Annotated in this window: 12 protein-coding genes and 1 tRNA gene; 8 read left to right on the top strand and 5 right to left on the bottom strand. The window is 55.5% G+C overall.

All coding sequences use genetic code 11. From position 1 onward, the window contains the following. Positions 1–57: 57 nt before the first annotated feature. The 3 genes from LA756_RS19030 to queC form a co-directional block, all read right to left on the bottom strand. Positions 58–324 (bottom strand): acyl carrier protein, encoded by a 267-nt coding sequence (locus LA756_RS19030; protein ID WP_224436313.1) that lies wholly within the window; start codon positions 322–324, stop codon positions 58–60. Positions 325–364: 40 nt separating this feature from the next. Then, positions 365–1,138, bottom strand: a complete 774-nt coding sequence (locus LA756_RS19025; RefSeq protein WP_224436312.1) for a 4'-phosphopantetheinyl transferase superfamily protein — start codon at positions 1,136–1,138, stop codon at positions 365–367. Positions 1,139–1,554: 416 nt separating this feature from the next. Beyond that, the gene (queC, locus tag LA756_RS19020; RefSeq protein ID WP_224436311.1) at positions 1,555–2,214 is read right to left on the bottom strand and encodes a 7-cyano-7-deazaguanine synthase QueC; all 660 of its coding nucleotides are present in this window, start codon (positions 2,212–2,214) and stop codon (positions 1,555–1,557) included. Between the two features lie 252 nt (positions 2,215–2,466). On the opposite strand from queC, the gene LA756_RS19015 reads away from it, so the two are divergent. From LA756_RS19015 to LA756_RS19000, 4 genes are all read left to right on the top strand, one after another. Next, complete coding sequence (locus LA756_RS19015) at positions 2,467–3,876, top strand: c-type cytochrome domain-containing protein (RefSeq protein WP_224436310.1); 1,410 nt, start codon at positions 2,467–2,469, stop codon at positions 3,874–3,876. Between the two features lie 33 nt (positions 3,877–3,909). Beyond that, complete coding sequence (locus tag LA756_RS19010; RefSeq protein ID WP_224436309.1) at positions 3,910–7,209, top strand: DUF1549 and DUF1553 domain-containing protein; 3,300 nt, start codon at positions 3,910–3,912, stop codon at positions 7,207–7,209. A 159-nt stretch (positions 7,210–7,368) separates the two neighbouring features. Continuing rightward, the gene (locus LA756_RS19005) at positions 7,369–8,256 is read left to right on the top strand and encodes an ABC transporter ATP-binding protein (RefSeq protein WP_224436308.1); all 888 of its coding nucleotides are present in this window, start codon (positions 7,369–7,371) and stop codon (positions 8,254–8,256) included. Next, complete coding sequence (locus LA756_RS19000) at positions 8,253–9,227, top strand: ABC transporter permease subunit (RefSeq protein WP_224436307.1); 975 nt, start codon at positions 8,253–8,255, stop codon at positions 9,225–9,227. Before LA756_RS19005 ends, LA756_RS19000 begins: the two co-directional genes overlap by 4 nt. Positions 9,228–9,304: 77 nt before the next feature. On the opposite strand, the gene LA756_RS18995 is transcribed toward LA756_RS19000, so the two are convergent. Further along, positions 9,305–9,377: transfer RNA gene (locus LA756_RS18995), tRNA-Arg, on the bottom strand. Between the two features lie 212 nt (positions 9,378–9,589). Between LA756_RS18995 and LA756_RS18990 the strand changes: the two genes are divergently transcribed. The 4 genes from LA756_RS18990 (at position 9,590) to LA756_RS18975 (ending at position 16,311) form a co-directional block, all read left to right on the top strand. Then, positions 9,590–10,276 carry an FHA domain-containing protein gene (locus tag LA756_RS18990; RefSeq protein WP_224436306.1) on the top strand — a complete coding sequence of 229 codons (687 nt, stop codon included), beginning with the start codon at positions 9,590–9,592 and terminating at the stop codon, positions 10,274–10,276. Positions 10,277–10,480: 204 nt separating this feature from the next. Next, positions 10,481–14,026 carry a DNA polymerase III subunit alpha gene (gene dnaE, locus LA756_RS18985; protein ID WP_224436305.1) on the top strand — a complete coding sequence of 1,182 codons (3,546 nt, stop codon included), beginning with the start codon at positions 10,481–10,483 and terminating at the stop codon, positions 14,024–14,026. Between the two features lie 274 nt (positions 14,027–14,300). Beyond that, positions 14,301–15,704 (top strand): DUF1598 domain-containing protein, encoded by a 1,404-nt coding sequence (locus LA756_RS18980; RefSeq protein WP_224436304.1) that lies wholly within the window; start codon positions 14,301–14,303, stop codon positions 15,702–15,704. Positions 15,705–15,879: 175 nt separating this feature from the next. Further along, on the top strand, positions 15,880–16,311 hold the full coding sequence (locus tag LA756_RS18975) for a peptidylprolyl isomerase (protein ID WP_224436303.1): 432 nt from the start codon (positions 15,880–15,882) through the stop codon (positions 16,309–16,311). 278 nt (positions 16,312–16,589) lie between these two features. Here LA756_RS18975 and LA756_RS18970 read toward each other — a convergent pair whose 3' ends face one another. Continuing rightward, positions 16,590–17,978, bottom strand: coding sequence for a glycerate kinase (locus LA756_RS18970; RefSeq protein WP_224436302.1), 1,389 nt, complete (start codon positions 17,976–17,978; stop codon positions 16,590–16,592). Positions 17,979–18,002: the final 24 nt, after the last annotated feature.

Below are 18,002 nucleotides of genomic sequence, written 5' to 3'. Positions count from 1 at the left end.
AAAGGCTTCCGTCGCAGGTGGAAAAAAGCAGAAACGCTTGGGGCGATAGGACTTCGCTTATTTTTCGCCCGCCAGATAGCTGGAGAATTCTTCAATCGTGGGATAATCATACACGATTGTCGGATCGATCCGTTTCCCCAGCCAGTTCTCCATATCGCCGGTCATTCCGATGGCCGTAGCCGAATCGAGGGCGAAGGAATCGAACGTAGCGCTAGGGTCAATGGAGCTTGGATTCGTATCCAACTCTTTCGCAAGATAGTCGATAATCCAATCTTGGATCTCTTCGGCGGACTTCGGCGAATCGCCGGAAGCATCGGTTGTCATTGAGCACCTCGTGGCTAAGGGTAACACACCAGTTTACCGCTTATCCGCCGAATCGACCACTGACCCAGCCGAACGTTTTGATCTCTGGTGATACATCGTGGGTCGTCCCAACAGCACCCACAAACCCTTCACACGGCGCGAGTTCCATCAATCGGACAGCCGGCTTTTGAGGGAATACATCGAAATGATTCACCACTTTGCGGGCCTCGGGGGCCTGCAAATCGAGGGTTAACCGATCCAGCGGAGCACGCAGCCCGACGCCTACCGTCTTCAAATAGGCCTCTTTATGGGTCCAGAATCGCAGAAATTGCCGGTATCGATCCGGCTCTTGATGAGCACAGATGTCCTTTCGCTCCGCATCCGAAAGACATCGCTCTAACATGCTGGCAAAGCTGCGAACTTCGCGAATACGTTCGATATCGACGCCAACTTCGATGTCGTGCGACACAGCAACGACTGCCAATTCACCCGAGTGAGTCAGGTTAAACTGAAGTCCGTCCGCTTGACCGCGAATGACGTTAGGTTTGCCAAATTGGCTCGTTTCGTACGTAATTCCCGCCGGTTCGACATCCAAATATCGGGCAAGGATGTCTCGCAAAGCCGCATGAAAGACTACGTATTTCTGGGCCTGGTCTTCGCGAAAGTACTTGGAAGCCTTCAGCTGTTCGGCCTCGGAAAGCTGCTTGTGCAGCTCATCAACGATAGACTGGCCTTCGTCGAACGATATCCGCCACAAGTGAAGCTCGGACGGTGCGATTTCCAGCTGGCGCATTGGACGCGGCAGTGGAAACGGCTTAGTTGAAAGTTGAATCATCAGTGGTGGGCCCGTTAGGGGGGAGTGCGATGACCGAACTGGTGTCTGCTATAGGGTCGGTTTCGGCGTTTTCGCGCATCAGTGGCCATTGTTTCCGGTCGAGAGAGAGTAATCAGAAGAACCCCATTACCTTCGCGCCGACCATACTGAATACTACGTTAACACCGCTGAAATGGCGGGAAGCCTCCCCAAGCTGTGCAAACCTCTTGTTTCAAAAGGCAGGGGAGCACTTTGGTATTTTTCGCTGCCAGGGACAAATAGGCAAACTAAGTCAAATATTCACGCCAGCAATCGCTGCGCCAATCCCCCGAGCGAAATACCCCCAAAAGAACTAACGCAGGTAAATGTCCTGCATGAAAGAGGTTATCGAGCCGTTATGCCGCTTGTTGCCATCTTTTTCCAAGCGAAAGCTACCGTTAATCGGCATATTCCGTTGGATCGTTAAGACCATTCGACGCAAAGGCCTCTTTTCGCTCGACACATGCCCCACACTTCCCGCAGTGCTTTTCGAGCCCCTTATAGCACGTCCAGGTGGTTTGAAAGGGAACCCCCAGCTCGACGCCACGCTTAGCGATTTCTCCTTTGTCCATATTCACAAAGGGTCGCCAAAGCTCGATTGGATTCCAATCACAAAGACGCGCCGCGGTATCCATGGCATCGGCGAATTCTGGGCGGCAATCAGGATAGATCGCGTGATCACCGCTGTGGGCTCCGTAAGCAACCGCCGCACATTGGTTGCTGGCCGCCCAAGCGATGGCGACCGAAATCAGAATCATGTTGCGGTTCGGCACAACGGTTTGCTTCATGCTCTCTTCCGCATAATGCCCCTCGGGGATCTCCATTTCCCGGCCGGAGAGACTGTTGTTGCCAAAGATCGGATTGATGGCCGATAGGTCGGCCACTTGGTGCGGGACACTTACCCCTTCGCATAGCCTGCGAGCGAAGTCGAGTTCCTTGACATGCCTTTGGCCGTAATCGACGGATATTGCATAGCACTCGTGCCCGGAATCCAGCATGTGATAGAGCAGCGTCGCGGAATCCATTCCTCCAGAAACGACTGCGACAACTTTTGCCATGTTCGACTCTCCCACACCTGAAACATCCCAGCGATGACGAAACGTTAGTCTAGCGCCCGACTCGCATCCCGAAAACCACTTTCAAGCGAACAATGCCTTAGCAAATAAACTTGCAAATCGGGCAAACGTTCCATTACACTTGGCCCTAACGGCAGTCATGCGATGAATGCCTTCCCCTGCCTGGCAATCTACTTTGCCACCGAGCCTTCCTTTTCCTCCTATCGCCATCCCCTCGAACAAGTCAGGTGAATCATGCCTGCTTCCCGAACTTTGCTAGCCCTGCTAATCGCCTGGCCCATTGTCGCCGCTGCAGAAGCTCCGAACGAAGCGGCCTCCGATGACGTGAGTTACTACCGCGACGTACGGCCGATTTTCCAAGCCAACTGCCAAGGCTGTCACCAACCTGCGAAACGGGGTGGCGACTACCTGATGACCGATCACGCCTCTCTACTAAGCGGCGGCGAGTCAGGCTCGCAGGCGATCGTACCGAACGATCCGGAGGCCAGCTATCTGATGGAGCTCATTACACCTGCCGACGGCCAGGCTGAAATGCCGAAAGGAAGGAAGCCGCTTGCGGAAGCAGACCGCAAGATCATCCTCAACTGGATTCTTCAAGGCGCGAAGGATGATACGCCTGAGTCAGCGAAGTCGAAATACGATGCCGCAAACCCACCCAAATACGTTCGTCCGCCGGTGCTGACGTGTATTGCGTTTTCGCCAGATGGCAAACTGCTCGCCGTTTCCGGCTATCACGAAGTCGTCTTACAACATGCCGATGGCAGTGGCATCGCCGGTCGCTTGATCGGCATGTCCGAGCGAATTGAATCGGTCGCGTTTTCACCTGATGGAACGAAACTGGCCGTTGCCGGAGGTTCGCCTGGACGTCTCGGCGAACTGCAACTTTGGAACGTCGCGGATCAGACGCTGATTTTTTCCAACTCGGTTGCTTACGACAACGTTTACGGTGTCAGCTGGTCACCGGACGGCAAGCATGTTGCGATCGGCTGCGGCGACAATTCGGTCCGAGGCTTCGACGCCACTAACGGGAAACAAATCTTCTTCAACGGAGCCCACGAAGACTGGGCCCTCGATACCGTTTTCTCGAACGATGGTAGCCACCTCGTTTCGGTCAGTCGCGACATGGCGGTGAAGCTTTACGAAGTCGAAACGCAGCGATTCGTCGACAATGTAACGAGCATCACTCCAGGGGCGTTGAAGGGTGGCATCAACGCGATCACTCGAGTCCCAGGCGAAGATCAAGTACTCATTGGCGGCGCCGATGGCGTGCCCAAAATCTATCGTCTGTTTCGGGAAAAGGCCCGTAAGATCGGGGACGACTTCAACAAGATCAAAGACTTCCCCGCGATGCCCGGCCGTATCTACGATGTTGCGTTCACTTCCGACGGCGCGAAGGCGATTGCCTGCAGCAGTCTCGACGGAGCAGGGCACATCCATGTTTTTAACGTCACCGATGGCAAGCTGTTGCGTTCATTGTATGGGCCGCTGCATGCCATTTATTCCATCAGTATCTCGCCCGACAACCAACAGATTGCATCAGTTGGTTTCGACGGCGAAGTGATTCTGCATGAACTGGAAACCGGAAAGCAGCTGCGGCAATTCCCGGCCGTTCCAATTTCGCCGCAACCGATCTCCTCGAACTAGCTTTCGCCAAGACGCATCCCAGGACTCGTTCCGATGATTGCTCCACATACCCTCGCACTGATCGCTCTGCTCAGCTTCCCCTTGCTTGCCGTCGCGGATAGCTCAGCAAACCAAATCCCTGATGGGAAGCAACTTCGCAGCATCGAAGTTTTCCCGAAAGAGATTTCACTTCAAGGGCCGTTCGCCTACGCACAGATCTTGATCACAGCGAAACTTGAAAGCGGCGAACAGATTGACCTGACTCGTTCCGCAAAGCGTATCGACAACTGGAATGCCATCAGCACCACCCCACTTGGCCTGATCACGCCCAACGAGGATGGCTCCGGCGAACTTATCTTTGAAGTTGCGGGGCAAGAGGTGAAAGTTCCTGTCGAAATCCTAGGATCGCATGCCGATTACCAAGCCGATTTCGTTCGCGATGTGACCCCAGCGATGAGCAAGATGGGGTGTAATCAAGGAACATGTCACGGCGCGAAAGATGGCAAGAACGGCTTCAAGCTTTCCTTGCGAGGCTACGATCCGGTGTACGATCACCGGGCATTGGTCGACGATGTCGCCGGCCGCCGTTTTAATCGTGCGGTGCCTGGGCAAAGCTTGATGCTGCTGAAAGCGGCCGGCATTGTGCCGCACGTCGGCGGCCAACTGACCAAGCCTGGCGAGCGACATTACCAGATTCTCGAAAACTGGATTGCCGGCGGAGTGCAGCTAAATCTCGACGCGCCCAAGGTCGCAAAGATCGAGATTTTCCCGCAAAACCCAACCGTTCCGCTGCCAGGCATGACGCAGCAGTTTGCCATTCATGCGACGCTGACCGACGGCAAAGTGCTCGATGTCACTGCGGACGCATTCATTGAAAGTGGCGATATTGAAATCGCTACGGCCGATGCCAACGGCGTGCTGAAATTGCTTCGCCGTGGCGAAGCGCCGGTGCTTGCACGGTACGACGGTGCCTACGCCGCAACGACAGTCACCGTGATGGGGGACCGAACCGGATTCGAGTGGGTCCAACAGCCGCAGCTCAACTACATCGACCAACTGGTCGATGCAAAGCTGCAGCGAGTGAAAGTCGAATCTTCTGGTCTCTGCACCGACGATCAGTTCGTCCGCCGCATCTACCTTGACCTGACCGGGCTACCGCCAACCACCGATCAGGTTCGCTCCTTCCTGGAAGACCCACGAGCGTCGCAAGAGAAACGAGACGCTCTGATCAATCAACTAATCGGCAGCGGCCCCTACGTCGAATTCTGGACGAATAAATGGTGTGACCTGCTACAAGTCAATCAAAAGTTCCTTGGTGACCCTGGCGTGCATGCGCTGCGAAATTGGATCAAAGACTCGGTGGCAGGCAACAAGCCGTACGATCAGATGGTGTACGAAATCTTGACCGCCTCTGGCTCGACCATCGATCACCCGGCCAGCAGCTATTACAAAATCCTGCGAACGCCGGAAGACACAATGGAGAACACCACGCAGCTGTTCCTGGCTGTGCGATTCAACTGCAACAAATGTCACGATCACCCCTTCGAGCGTTGGACGCAAAACCAGTACTACAATCTGTCGGCTTACTTCGCTCAAGTGGGCCGCAAGGAAGACAAACGGTTCGCTGGGCAAAAGATCGGTGGCTCAGCCGTGGAAGGGGCGACACCCCTGGTCGAAGTGATCTATGACACCGGCAGCGGAGAGGTAAAGCATCAGCTGACAGGCAACGTCACCCCTCCCGAGTTTCCCTATCAATCAGATCTGATCGAGGACGAAGGTACGCGACGCGAGAAGTTGGCCCAGTGGCTTACCGATCCGGCCAATCAGTATTTCGCGTCCAGTTACGTCAATCGCATGTGGGGATACCTCATGGGACGTGGGATCATCGAACCGATCGATGACATCCGTGCCGGCAATCCCCCCACCAATCCTGAACTGCTAGAGGCTTTGACGCAAAGCTTCATCGACAGCGGATTCGACACGCGGCACATCATGCGCGAGATCTGCCAGTCTAGGACCTATCAGCAGTCGATTGCGACCAGCAAATGGAATGAAGACGACAGCATCAACTTTTCGCATGCGACACCACGCCGATTACCAGCGGAAGTCTTGTTCGATGCCATCCACCAAGTGACCGGAAGCAACTACAACTTGCCTCAACTGCCTGCGGGATTTCGTGCGGCTCAACTTCCTGGAACCGATGTTACCATTCCATTTCTGGACGACTTCGGTAAGCCAGCCCGAGAAAGTTCGTGCGAATGCGAACGGGCGACAGGGGTGATGCTCGGTCCGGTCATGAAGCTGGTCAATGGCCCGGTAATCAGCAACGCCATCGCCGACAAGAATAACGCCCTGGTTTCGCTTGCCGATGAAATCAAAGACGACCGAGCGTTAGTCGACGAACTGTTCCTTCGATTCCTGGGACGACATCCTAGCGAAGAGGAGGTTCAACTTGGCATTGAATTGATGAACGAACCGACGCCTGATTTAGAAGTCGCTCAACAAGCCGTCGATTCTCACCGGCAAGCATTGATGGCCGCGATGCCAGAGTGGGAATCGTCGCTCGGACGAATCGCCAGCTGGACGCCTCTTCCCATGACCGAGGGAACCTCGAAAGCAGGCGTGAAAATCGTCTCGAAAGAGGATCAATCGGTACTCGTGACAGGACCGCTCACCAAGGACGAATACGAAGTGGTCTATGAAATCCCTGCTGGGCCGATCACGGGACTTCGGCTCGAGGCCATCCCGGATGATGCGTTGCCATCGAAAGGACCCGGCCGAGCTCAGAACGGGAACTTCGTACTCAGCGAACTGAAAGCCCAACTCCGCTTGGCCGACGGCAGCGAAGGACCGGAGATTTCGTTCGGTCGTTCTGAAGCGACATTCTCGCAAGACAACTGGGACGTTCGCGGCGCCGTCGATGGAAACGTCAGCAGCGGGTGGGCCGTCAGTCCTCGCTTCGGAGAAAAACATACCGCGTTGTTTGAAACCGATAGCGACATCACAATTCCCAGCGACGCCAAGCTGGTGATTCGCATGGATCAGCAGTATCAGGACGGAAAGCATCTTTTGGGTCGATTCCGTTTCTCGATCACCGCCAGCCAACGGCCGATCCGGCTAGAAAACAATCTGCCGGCCGACATCCGAGACATCATCGCCAAGCCTGCGGAACAACGAACTGCTGAGGAGACGCAAAAGCTTACCTCGATGTATCTCTCCAGCGATTCGCAGCTGCAGGAACTGGAAGCGAAGTTGACGCAGGCACAAGCACTCGACAAAAACCGTCGCCTCACAGGCCTACAGGACTTAGCATGGGCTTTGATCAACAGCCCAGCGTTTCTCTTCAATCGGTAATCTCTGGACTAGGTGAACGCTCCCTGCCACCCTCAGGAAGGGAGTTCTCGGTGGTACTACTATCGGCACCCTAACAGGTCTGCGAAAATCAGCGTGGTTAATTGACGGAAACCTTTTACGGTTTCGAGCGGTACTTAAGCTATAGCCCCGCTTTCGCCCATGCTGACAACTTACGATCTGACAAAACGATACGGCAATTTTCTGGCTCTCGATCACGCCAACATCGAGGTCGCCGAGGGGGAATGCTGCGGCGTGCTCGGCCCCAACGGGGCAGGGAAGTCGACTCTGTTTCGACTGCTGATGGGTTTTCTTCAGCCAACCAGCGGCCATGGAGAAATCGGCGGCCTGGATTGCCAGAAAGACAAAAAAGGGGTTCATAGCCTCGTTTCCTATCTCCCTGGCGACGTCCGCTTGTTCGGCGAAATGAAAGGGAAACAAGTCCTAGAATTCTTCGCTGATATCCACCCGCGGGGAAGTCGTGAGCGCTCGTACGCGACGGCAAAACGACTGGAGCTCGATACCTCGCGTCGCGTCGGTTACATGAGCACCGGGATGCGGCAGAAATTGGGCCTCTCCATCGCCCTAGCAACCGATGCCCCGGTGCTGATTATGGACGAGCCCACAACGAGCCTCGATCCAAATGTCCGCGGCGAGGTGATTCGCATGATCGGCGACGTCCACAAGTCGGGCCGAACGGTAATCATTTGTTCGCATGTCCTCTCTGAAATCGAAGACATCTGCAATCGGGCAATCATCATGCGGCAAGGCAATGTCGTGCATGATCAATCGCTTGAGGAACTCGCGCGACGTCACTCAGTGACATTCCAGCTTGTCCAACCGCTGCCGCGAGTGCCGGAGGAGATTCGGGCGCAGGTTGTCTCGGCTCGGCAAGTAGGCCATACCGTTCGATTGGAAACTGATGGCGAACTTCGCGAGGTGATGGCCTGGATCACGCAGTTGCCTTCGAGCGATTTGAAGGTTTCTCGCTTGGGTCTGCGGGAAGTGTACGACCGATTTCATTCTCCAGCGAGCGAGCAGGCAGCATGAACCTGGCCATGTTACGGCAAGTTTGGCGTGAGTCTCGCCTGTTGATGCTCGGCTGTTCGGTGGCGCTGTTTGCGTTCTGCTGGGTTCGCGTCTGGATTGTTGGGCGGATCGACATGAGCCGCTTTCAAGGCATTCTGGAAATCTTGCGGCCCGAATTCGAGAACTTTTCAGCCGTCGATTTCGAGCAGGCCCTCACCTACCCAGGCCGCGTCGCGTTTACGTTTACCGAGCCAATGGTCATTCTGCTGATTGTCGTATGGGGAATTGCTCGGGGCAGCGATACCGTCAGCGGACCACTTGGAAAGGGAACAATGGAAATGATGCTGGCTCAGCCGGTCAGTCGTTTTCAGTACCTGATGAGCAAGAATCTGATCACGCTGATTGGGGCGGTTGTCATTGCCATGAGCGCCTACGCTGGCCTGGCTTGCGGAATTGAAACGACGTCGGTGAAGCGAGAGAACCAGCCGATCAAAATGCAGATCCCGCTGATCAAGATCGAAGTGGAAGTACCGTTTACGAAAGATGCCAACGCACCGACGCGAATGCCTCTTTCCGATTTTGTCGACACGGAGGACATGTTTCCCTCGGCGATGAACTTGTTGGGGCTGGGGATCTTCTTTGGTGGGTTCACCACGCTGATGTCGTCGTGGGACCAATACCGCTGGCGGACGATCGCAATTGCCGCGGCGTTTTTGATCATCCAGCTGATGCTGAGGGTTCTCTCGCTTTCACTGGAAGAACTTACCTGGCTCAAGTTCACCACCATCTTCTCCCTCTACGAACCTGAAGTGCTTGTCAGCTACGCAGTCAATACGCGCGACGGAGCGTGGAGTTTCTTCTTTCAGAAATCGCAGGAAGAATGGAAGCTCGGCGGATTGGCCTATCTGACATTTCTCGCCGGAGGAGGGCTCGCTGGCTTTGCCGGAGCGACGTGGATCTTCTGTCGGCGTGATTTACCCGCCCCGGTTTAAAGTGGCTCTTGAGGGAGGCTCCATCAGGGACGCGCACAAAAAAAGCCACGCGATCAATCACGTGGCTTCGTGCAAAGCACGGGAGGAGGGACTCGAACCCCCAACCCTCGGTTCCGAAGACCGATGCTCTATCCATTGAGCTACTCCCGCGTACCGTTGCGGTAATTGAGTGATGATACCATTTTGGCTCGCGACCGCAACTACCGAGACCGACAGTTCTTAGGGGATAAAGGTTCGCTGAACCGCCTAACCATTGCGGTTTTGCGCACTACTCGCGAAGAGGGCAAATCTACTGCATAATGGTGGAGCAGTAGCCAGCTGCCCCAAACCTCATCGCTTCCCCTGCAGAAATCCACAAGTTTATGGCCTACATCACGTTGCGGATCATCGACGGCGCCGACCGGGGAGCGGTTTATGAAGGCCTTGAGACCCCAGTTTCCATTGGTCGCGAAGAGGGAAACACGCTTCAACTCAAGGACGACCGAGTCAGCCGCTTTCATCTGAAAATTCAGGAAGATCACAACAAAATCGTCCTGACCGACCTGGAAAGCACCAACGGTACCAGGGTCAACGGCGAAGATATTCACCTTCGTATTCTCCGCCACGGCGACATGATCCAAGTCGGTCGATCGGTAATTATTTATGGTTCGGAAAAACAGATCGCCGTTCGCCTGGCCGCTTTGCGAAAGCAGCAGGAAGAAAAAGATGGCAATCTCCCCGAAGATGATCGAACCGTCGGCCCTGACGATAACGAGTCGGAATCTTCCCTTGAATTCGAGTTGAACTGGAACGCCCAGCAAGACGACCTGCAAGCGGCCATCTACTCGCTGCAGCCGCCAGAGCTCCCCGAACGCTTGAGCCCAGCCCAAGCGGCACAGCTTGCCGAACTGATGGACTACGTTCACATCCGCATTCGCCATCTACTGATCAGTGTCGAGATGAACGAACGCACCGAAAGCGTGTCACTCGAAATGCGCGAATGGCAAAACCTGCTTGACCTGCAATCTCGCTTGGCCATGCTACTGCGAAGTATCGGCGAGCCGGAGTAACTTCGAAATTCAGAGGCATCTCGCTGTGTGATCATTAGGGGTGCCAAGCTCGCCGGTGATCTGATTTTCGCATCATTGTTTTCTCGGCAATGAATGTCTTTCGGTTTTCATTCGGCGGCAACCTGATAGAATCACCCTGTTGATGAATCCTCTCGCCGCGTCCATCTAACATCTACGCGGCCCAGTCCATGGAGCGGAGCCCGAATGAGCCAGTCGTTCGTCCATTTGCATTGCCATTCGCACTACAGCCTTTTGGACGGAGCGGGCCCAATCCCCAAGCTCGTCACGCGAGCCAAAGAGCACGGAATGAACGCCCTTGCTCTGACCGACCATGGTAACTTGCATGGTGCACTGCAGTTTTATAACACCTGCAAATCGAACGAAATCAACCCAATTATTGGGTACGAAGCGTACATCGCGCCCGGCAGCCGCTTGGAAAAATCAGGCGGGATGCGTGGATCGAACTATCACCTGACGCTGCTGGCCCAAAACAAAACGGGTTTCAAAAACCTGGTGAAGCTGGCCTCGGCTGCTTACCTGGAAGGTTTCTACTTCAAGCCCCGTATCGACAAGGAATTGCTGGAAAAGCACAGCGAAGGCATCATCTGTCTGAGCGGTTGTGTCAGCAGCGAATTCTCGAAGATCGTTATGAACGGCACTAACACTGCCGAGGTGGTCAAGGAAGCGGAAGAAACCGCTGGTTGGTTCCACAAGCTGTTCGGCGATCGCTACTTCGTCGAGATCATGAACAACGGCCTCGACATCCAGCGCATGCAACTGGAAGGGGCCGTCGATGTTGCCAAAAAGATGGGCCTGCCGCTGGTCGCCACAAGCGATACGCACTATGTCGATCAAAGCGACGCAGAAGCCCAGGACATTTTGCTGTGCGTGAACACGGGGAAATTCCGTACCGATGCTTCGCGTATGAAGATGGAGAACGATCAGTTCTATCTTCGTAGCCCTGACGACATGTATGCCAGCTTCCCGGGACTGGAAGACGCGTGCTCTCGGAGTCAGGAAATTGCCGACACTGTCGACATCGACTTAGAACTCGGCAAACGCCACTTCCCTTCCTTCAAAATTCCCAACGGAAAGACGGCCGACGAATACCTCCGCGAACTTTGCATTCAAGGTTTAAAGGAGCGTTACGAAGGCAACGACGAAATGTTGTTGCCCAACGGTGAACTGAGCGAAGTTGTCATGGCTCGCTTGGACCGCGAACTAGGCGTGATCAGCAAGCTCGGCTTTCCGAACTACTTCCTGATCGTGTGGGACTTTGTCGTCGAGGCCCGCAAGCAAAACATTCCCGCAACGGCTCGTGGTAGTGGTGTCGGGGCCATCGTCTGCTTTGCGCTCTACATGAGCCACGTTTGTCCAATCAAGTACGACTTGCTGTTCGAGCGATTCCTGGATGAAAACCGCTTGGAAGCCCCTGATATCGATATCGACTTCGATAAAGAACGTCGGGGAATGGTCATCAAATATGTGAAGGATAAATACGGCGAAGCGAACGTGGCCCAGATCGGTACGTTCGGTACGCTCGCCGCGCGGGCCGCGATCAAAGACGTCGGCCGTGCGATGGGGCTTCCGTTGGACATGGTCAACGAAGTGACCGGGATGGTGCCCGATCAGTTGGGCATCAAGCTGAAAGCGGCCCTCGAGCAAAGTGCCGAAATGCAGGCCGCCTACAACGCGAACCCCGACATTAAGGAACTGCTCGATCTGGCGATGAAGATCGAAGGGCTCGCGCGAAATGTTGGTACGCACGCCGCAGCGGTGGTGATCGCCGACGAGCCACTGACCGAGTACGTTCCGCTTTGCCGTGTTTCTGGCAAAGAAGACATCATCACCCAGTGGTCGATGAACGACGTCGAAGCGGCCGGCCTGTTGAAGATGGACTTCCTCGGGCTCCGCAACTTGACGATCCTGCGTAACGCGGTCGATCTGATCAAAAAGGTTCGCGGCGAAGACCTCGACATCTTGCGACTTCCGCTGGACGACCGAGAAAGCTTCGAGCTGCTTCGTCGCGGCGAAACGAAGGGTGTGTTTCAGCTGGAATCTGGCGGGATTCGTGATCTGCTGAAGCGTATGAAGCCGGACACCTTTCTCGACATTATCGCGACGAACGCGTTGTACCGACCTGGTCCGCTGGAAGGCGGGATGGTCGACGACTACATCGAAGTGAAGCATGGCCGCAAAGAAGCGGTCTACAAACATCAGGTGCTTAAAGACGTTCTGGAAGAGACCAACGGCGTGATGGTCTACCAGGAACAGGTGATGCGGATCTTGAACCGTCTCGGCGGGATCCCGCTTGCCAAAGCGTATACCTGTATTAAGGCGATCAGTAAGAAAAAAGAAGCGATCATTCAGGCCAACCGCGAGCAGTTCCTTGAAGGGGCTCAAGAGAAGGGCCTGACGAAGCAGGAAGCAACGGACTTCTGGGACATGATCGTGAAGTTCGCCGGGTATGGTTTTAATAAAAGCCATTCGACCGCTTACGCTCTGGTGGCCTATCAAACGGCTTACCTGAAGGCGCATTACCCGATCGAGTTCATGGCCGCCCTTCTTTCTGGCGACATCAGCGGACGTAACTTCAAAACGAAGGACTCGCTGGTCGAACACATGGAAGACGCCGAGCGGATGAACATCGAAATTACTCCGCCGGACGTGAACATCTCGGACGAAGAGTTCACCGTGAAGGACGGCAAAATCGTCTTCGCCCTCAGTGCGATCAAAGGCTGCGGCGGCGGTGCGGCCGAAGCGATTGTGGCGGCTCGCGAAAAAGATGGACCATTCACCGACATCTACGATTTCTGCGAACGCGTCGATCCTTCGCAGTGCAGCAAAGGGGCGATTGAAACGCTGATCAAAGCGGGTGCGTTCGACAAACTAGGTGGGCATCGATCCCAATACGTTGCCGCACTTGATAAAGCCATTCAGTCTGGTGCCTCGGCAATCGCCGATAAAAAGGCAGGCCAAAAGAACCTCTTCGCCGCGGTCGAAGATGCTGCCGAAGCCGCCAAAGCAGTTGCCCTGCCAGACGTCGAACCATGGCCCGACAAAGAGCTGCTTGGCTACGAGAAAGAGTGCTTGGGCTTCTATTGGTCGAGCCATCCGCTGGCAGAATACAGCCGCAAATTCGAGATGTGCTGCTCGCACAGTACTGCCAACTTAGCCGGCGTGAAAGACAAAACCGAAGTCACCATGGGCGGCATGGTCGGATCGATCAAGCTGGCTCATACCAGAAAGGCTCGTGCCGGCAGCACGCACACGAAGTACGCCAACTTCGACTTGGAAGATGTCGACGGCGGTATCCGCTGCATCTTATGGCCGGAAGATTACGCCAAAGTGGGCGAGACCCTCCGTCCCGATGGTGTGTACATTATCTCAGGTCGACTCGATCGTCGTGGCGGCGATGACGAAGACGCCAACTTGATCGTGAACGAACTGATTCCGATCGAGGAAGTCGAGACCCGTTACGCTCGCGGCGTGATGGTTCGTGTCGATGAGCAAACCCATGGCGAAGAGAAACTCGGCACGCTGGTCGAGATCGTCCGAGGCTACCCCGGCAACTGCGAACTGAAGCTGCTGCTCGTGCTGAAAGATGGCCGTCAGGTTGCTTTGAAAAGCCAGAAGGGGGTCGACCTTTCGCCGGAAATGCGGACTCGCGTGGATGAACTTCTTGGAGAAGGCAACTTCGAGCTGCTCCTGCGACGCCCTGCTAACGGTGGGGTTCGCAACTCTGCTTAGGTGCATCTAACCGGTTATCTGGTCAATACTTAGACCGATTGTTCCGGTTATTCGGGAGGCCCCGGCGGCAATGGCCAGCGATTCGCCCCTCTTTTCGCGAATTGCTTGCCTTTCCTATCCCCTCAAATTAAGATCACTGGTAATCCTTGCCTCATTGTTCAAGGAAATCAGGGACACTACGCCCCGAGTGTGCGATAATTGCATCGGGGTTCCCCGGACATCACGTCCGCCAATCCATCACCTTCTCGAGCTCAACTGTATCCAGGGATCTGCTATGGACTTGCGACTAATGAAGCTGTTGTCGTTGCTCTCGGTCGCCCTATTGCTGTTATGCAATTCCGTCGCTCTCGCCCAGACCGGCGACGACGACGATGACGACGACGACACAACCATCGGTGCCGGTATCGTTGTCGACGCTCAAGGCGTTCTCAAGATGCGTCGTGCCGTCGATCCAACTGGTCGACTCATGAAGCAGCGCGTGCAACAGGCCGCTTCCATGCTGCCACCGGAACTCAACCGTCCGAGCAAGCTTCGTAAGATCTCGCTCAATCGCCTCGAAAAGGCGGTCGCCGATGCGTTGGCGAAGGGTGGCGGTATTCCTCATGAATTGGAAAACCTGGCCGGCCTCAACGAAATCAAGTACGTCTTCTACTATCCAGAAACGAAGGACATCGTCCTCGCTGGTACAGCCGAAGGCTATGTGAAAGACCTCAACGGCGTCAGCGTCGGTACTTACACCGGCAAAGCCACACTGCAACTGGATGACTTAGTCGTCGCGCTGCGTGCGTTCGGTCCTTACAGCAAAGGCCCCAGCAACGTCGGCGTCTCGATCGATCCAACCCAGGAAGGTCTCGCCAAGCTGAACCAAGTCATCGCTTCGATCCCACAAACGAGCGTTCGCCCTGGCGACACTCGTGCGATCGTCACCGCAATGAAAAACGCCCTGGGCAACCAGATCGTTTCCGTTCGCGGCATTTCGCCCAAGACCCACTTCGCTCGCGTGATGGTCGAAGCCGACTATCGCATGAAGCTGATCGGTATCGGCTTGGAACAGCCACCGGTCAACATTCCTAGCTACGTCGAAAAAGCTCGACCAGGCTCGATCGCTTCCAACGCGATGCAGCGTTGGTACTTCGTCCCGAACTACGACTGCGTCAAAGTCTCGGACGATGGTCTTGCCATGGAACTCCAAGGCGAAGGCGTCAAACTGATCGGTGCCAGCGAAATGGTTACCATGCAAGGGGGACGTCAGCAAACCAATGCATCCGACCGCGCCAGCTTCATGTTCACCAACACGTTCACCAAGAAGTACGGCGAACTGGCAGAACGCGAAGCCGTTTATGGCCAGCTGCGTGACCTGATCGACATGCTGATCGCTTCCGCTTACATCCAAGAGCAAGACTACTACAACGAAAGTGGTTTCGATCTCGGCGTGCTGGGCGACGAAGATGCCTATCCCGTCGAAACACTCGCTGCTCCAGAAACTGTCGAAACGGCCGTTAACGCCATCTGGAAAGGCAACCGCCTCCTGACGCCAATCGGTGGTGGTGTGGTCATCGATGCCAAGCAGGCCCTCACGCCAGACAACGTCCAGAAGGACAACGAAGGCGAACTGGTCGAAGCTCAACAAGAGATCAAGCTCGACAACCTGGCCGCCGGACAATGGTGGTGGGACTAAGCGTCACCACGCATCGAATCGCTCACGAAAACGCCGAGTCGCCTGACTCGGCGTTTTCTGATTCTTGATCGAAGCAAACCGGTCTGCACGCGACGCCCCGGTTATCCGTTGGACACAAAGCTCGTATAATGGATGCCGATCTAAAAACTCACCCCGAAGCACTAAGGGAAATCGGATGAAAGTCGCCACCATCGAAACGAGCAAAGGCACCATCAAGCTGGAACTGTACGACGACAAAGTTCCTAAAACGGTCGGCAACTTCGAGAAGCTCGCCAGCGATGGCTTCTACGATGGGCTCAAGTTCCATCGCGTCATCCCCGACTTCATGGTTCAAACCGGCTGCCCACACGGTACCGGAACCGGCGGTCCCGGCTACAAGTTCGAGGACGAATTCCACGCCGACTTGAAGCACGACGGACCAGGCGTTCTCTCGATGGCCAACGCCGGCCCGAACACCAACGGCTCGCAGTTCTTCATCACCCACGTCGAAACGCCTTGGCTGGACGGCAAGCACTCCGTCTTCGGTAAAGTCACCGAAGGTCAGGACATCGTCGATGCGATCGAACAAGGGGACACCATGGACAAAGTGACCGTCAGCGAAGGCTAATCGGTCCTTGCCATCTCCCCCAAGCTCAGGCGGTCCTCATCAGCAGGGCCGCCTTTTTTATGTCCAAGCGTCCCTTGAGAATTTTTGTTTGTGGAAAACTTTTCCACGCGTTCCTTCGCATTGAGATTCCTTACCCGGATTCGAAGCATCCTTCAGCAATACCTCACGAACTTTTGTTGTACGCTTGGACAATACTTCGTTAAAATAGACGCACACTCAGCAAAACAGGTTTTAGTGGGACGAAACCTGGCAGCTTTGGTGCTCTGGCGAAACACGAATCAGCTTGGCTGCGGCTGAACTCGATCAACCACCACGACGCGAACATCACACACATTGGTATGCGTTGGTCCGGTCATCACCAGCCGGTTCAGTGGTTGGAAAAAGTGGTAAGCGTCGTTCTTCTTCAGGAAGCTCTCCGGGTCGAGACCGCTCGACTTCATTGCACTCACCGAAGCCGCATCCATCCAAGCTCCCGCGGCGTCGGTCGGGCCATCTTCGCCATCGGTCCCGCCACTTAAGATCGCCATCCCATCTAGCGGCCCGTCGGGACGCTGCTGCATCGCTTCCAACGTCGCGGCGAGAACCAGCTGTTGGTTCCGTCCGCCTAAGCCACGTTCGTCTTCGTCGGCCAGCTTCACGACTGGTTCGCCTCCGGTGATCAAGCAGTCGGGGCCCGACTCGGTTTGCATCTTCAACGCCATCTTCACCAGGTGCTGCCCGACCGCTTCGGCTTCGCCCTCCATGTTGGTCGCACAGTGCATCACGTGCGAGTAGCCTCGCTTCTCTGCTTCGATGCCAGCTGCGTCGACAGCGACGGCGTTATTGCCGATCACCCAGTTGGCGACGCTGCATGTCGTGCGGCTATCGTTCCTTGGATAACGCTCCGCTTTCGCTTGCAACACGCGCACGACATTCGCAAACTTCTCGATATGTCCCACGCCGAACGCCTTCAAAACTTCCAATGCGTCGGCTGCTGTGGTCGTGTTGGGAACTGTCGGCCCGGAAGCAATCACGTCGAGCGGATCGCCCAGCACGTCCGAGATAATCAAGCTGACCAGGTTGCCTGCCTGGCAGCTCATCGCAAGTCCATGCCCCTTGATGCGGCTAAGCTGTTTCCGCACCGTGTTTAGCTGCTCAATATTGGCGCCGTTGCTGCTGAGGAACTTCGTGAGCTCTTGTTTCTCGCTCAAGCTGATGCCGTCGATCGGCGCCGGTAGCAATGCCGAGCCTCCGCCCGAGATCAAACAGATGCAGAGATCGTGAACCGTCATCGATTCGCACATTCGCAAAATCTGACGTGTGATCTCGACTCCTTCGACCGTCGGCGAATTTTGCCCGGCCGGTCGCCCTGGCTTCAGCTGAATGTGCGACAACTCTTGAACGCAGTCGGCTGGCACGCTGATCAATCCGCGCACGTTCTTTTCGTCGAGGACTCGCTCGCCGAGTGCTTTCTGCAAACCGATCGCCATCCCGGCACCAGCTTTGCCGCCGCCGATGACGAAGATTCGCTTGATCGCGGAAAGATCGAACTGCGACTCGCCAACAAAGAGCGTGTTCTCGACCACTTCCACGGCATCGTAGACCAACTCGTCACTCTTCACCGCATCGACCCCAGCCTGCCAAATGGCGCGAACGTCGGCGGCAAGTTGCTCAGGAGATCGTTTCATACGCTCAAGCCTCGTAGGGTCCGC

Source organism: Bremerella sp. TYQ1 (assembly GCF_020150455.1).
In the GTDB taxonomy this organism is placed as follows: domain Bacteria; phylum Planctomycetota; class Planctomycetia; order Pirellulales; family Pirellulaceae; genus Bremerella; species Bremerella volcania_A.
Note: the sequence above shows the minus strand (reverse complement) of the source record. Positions and strands in the feature narration are given on the sequence as shown.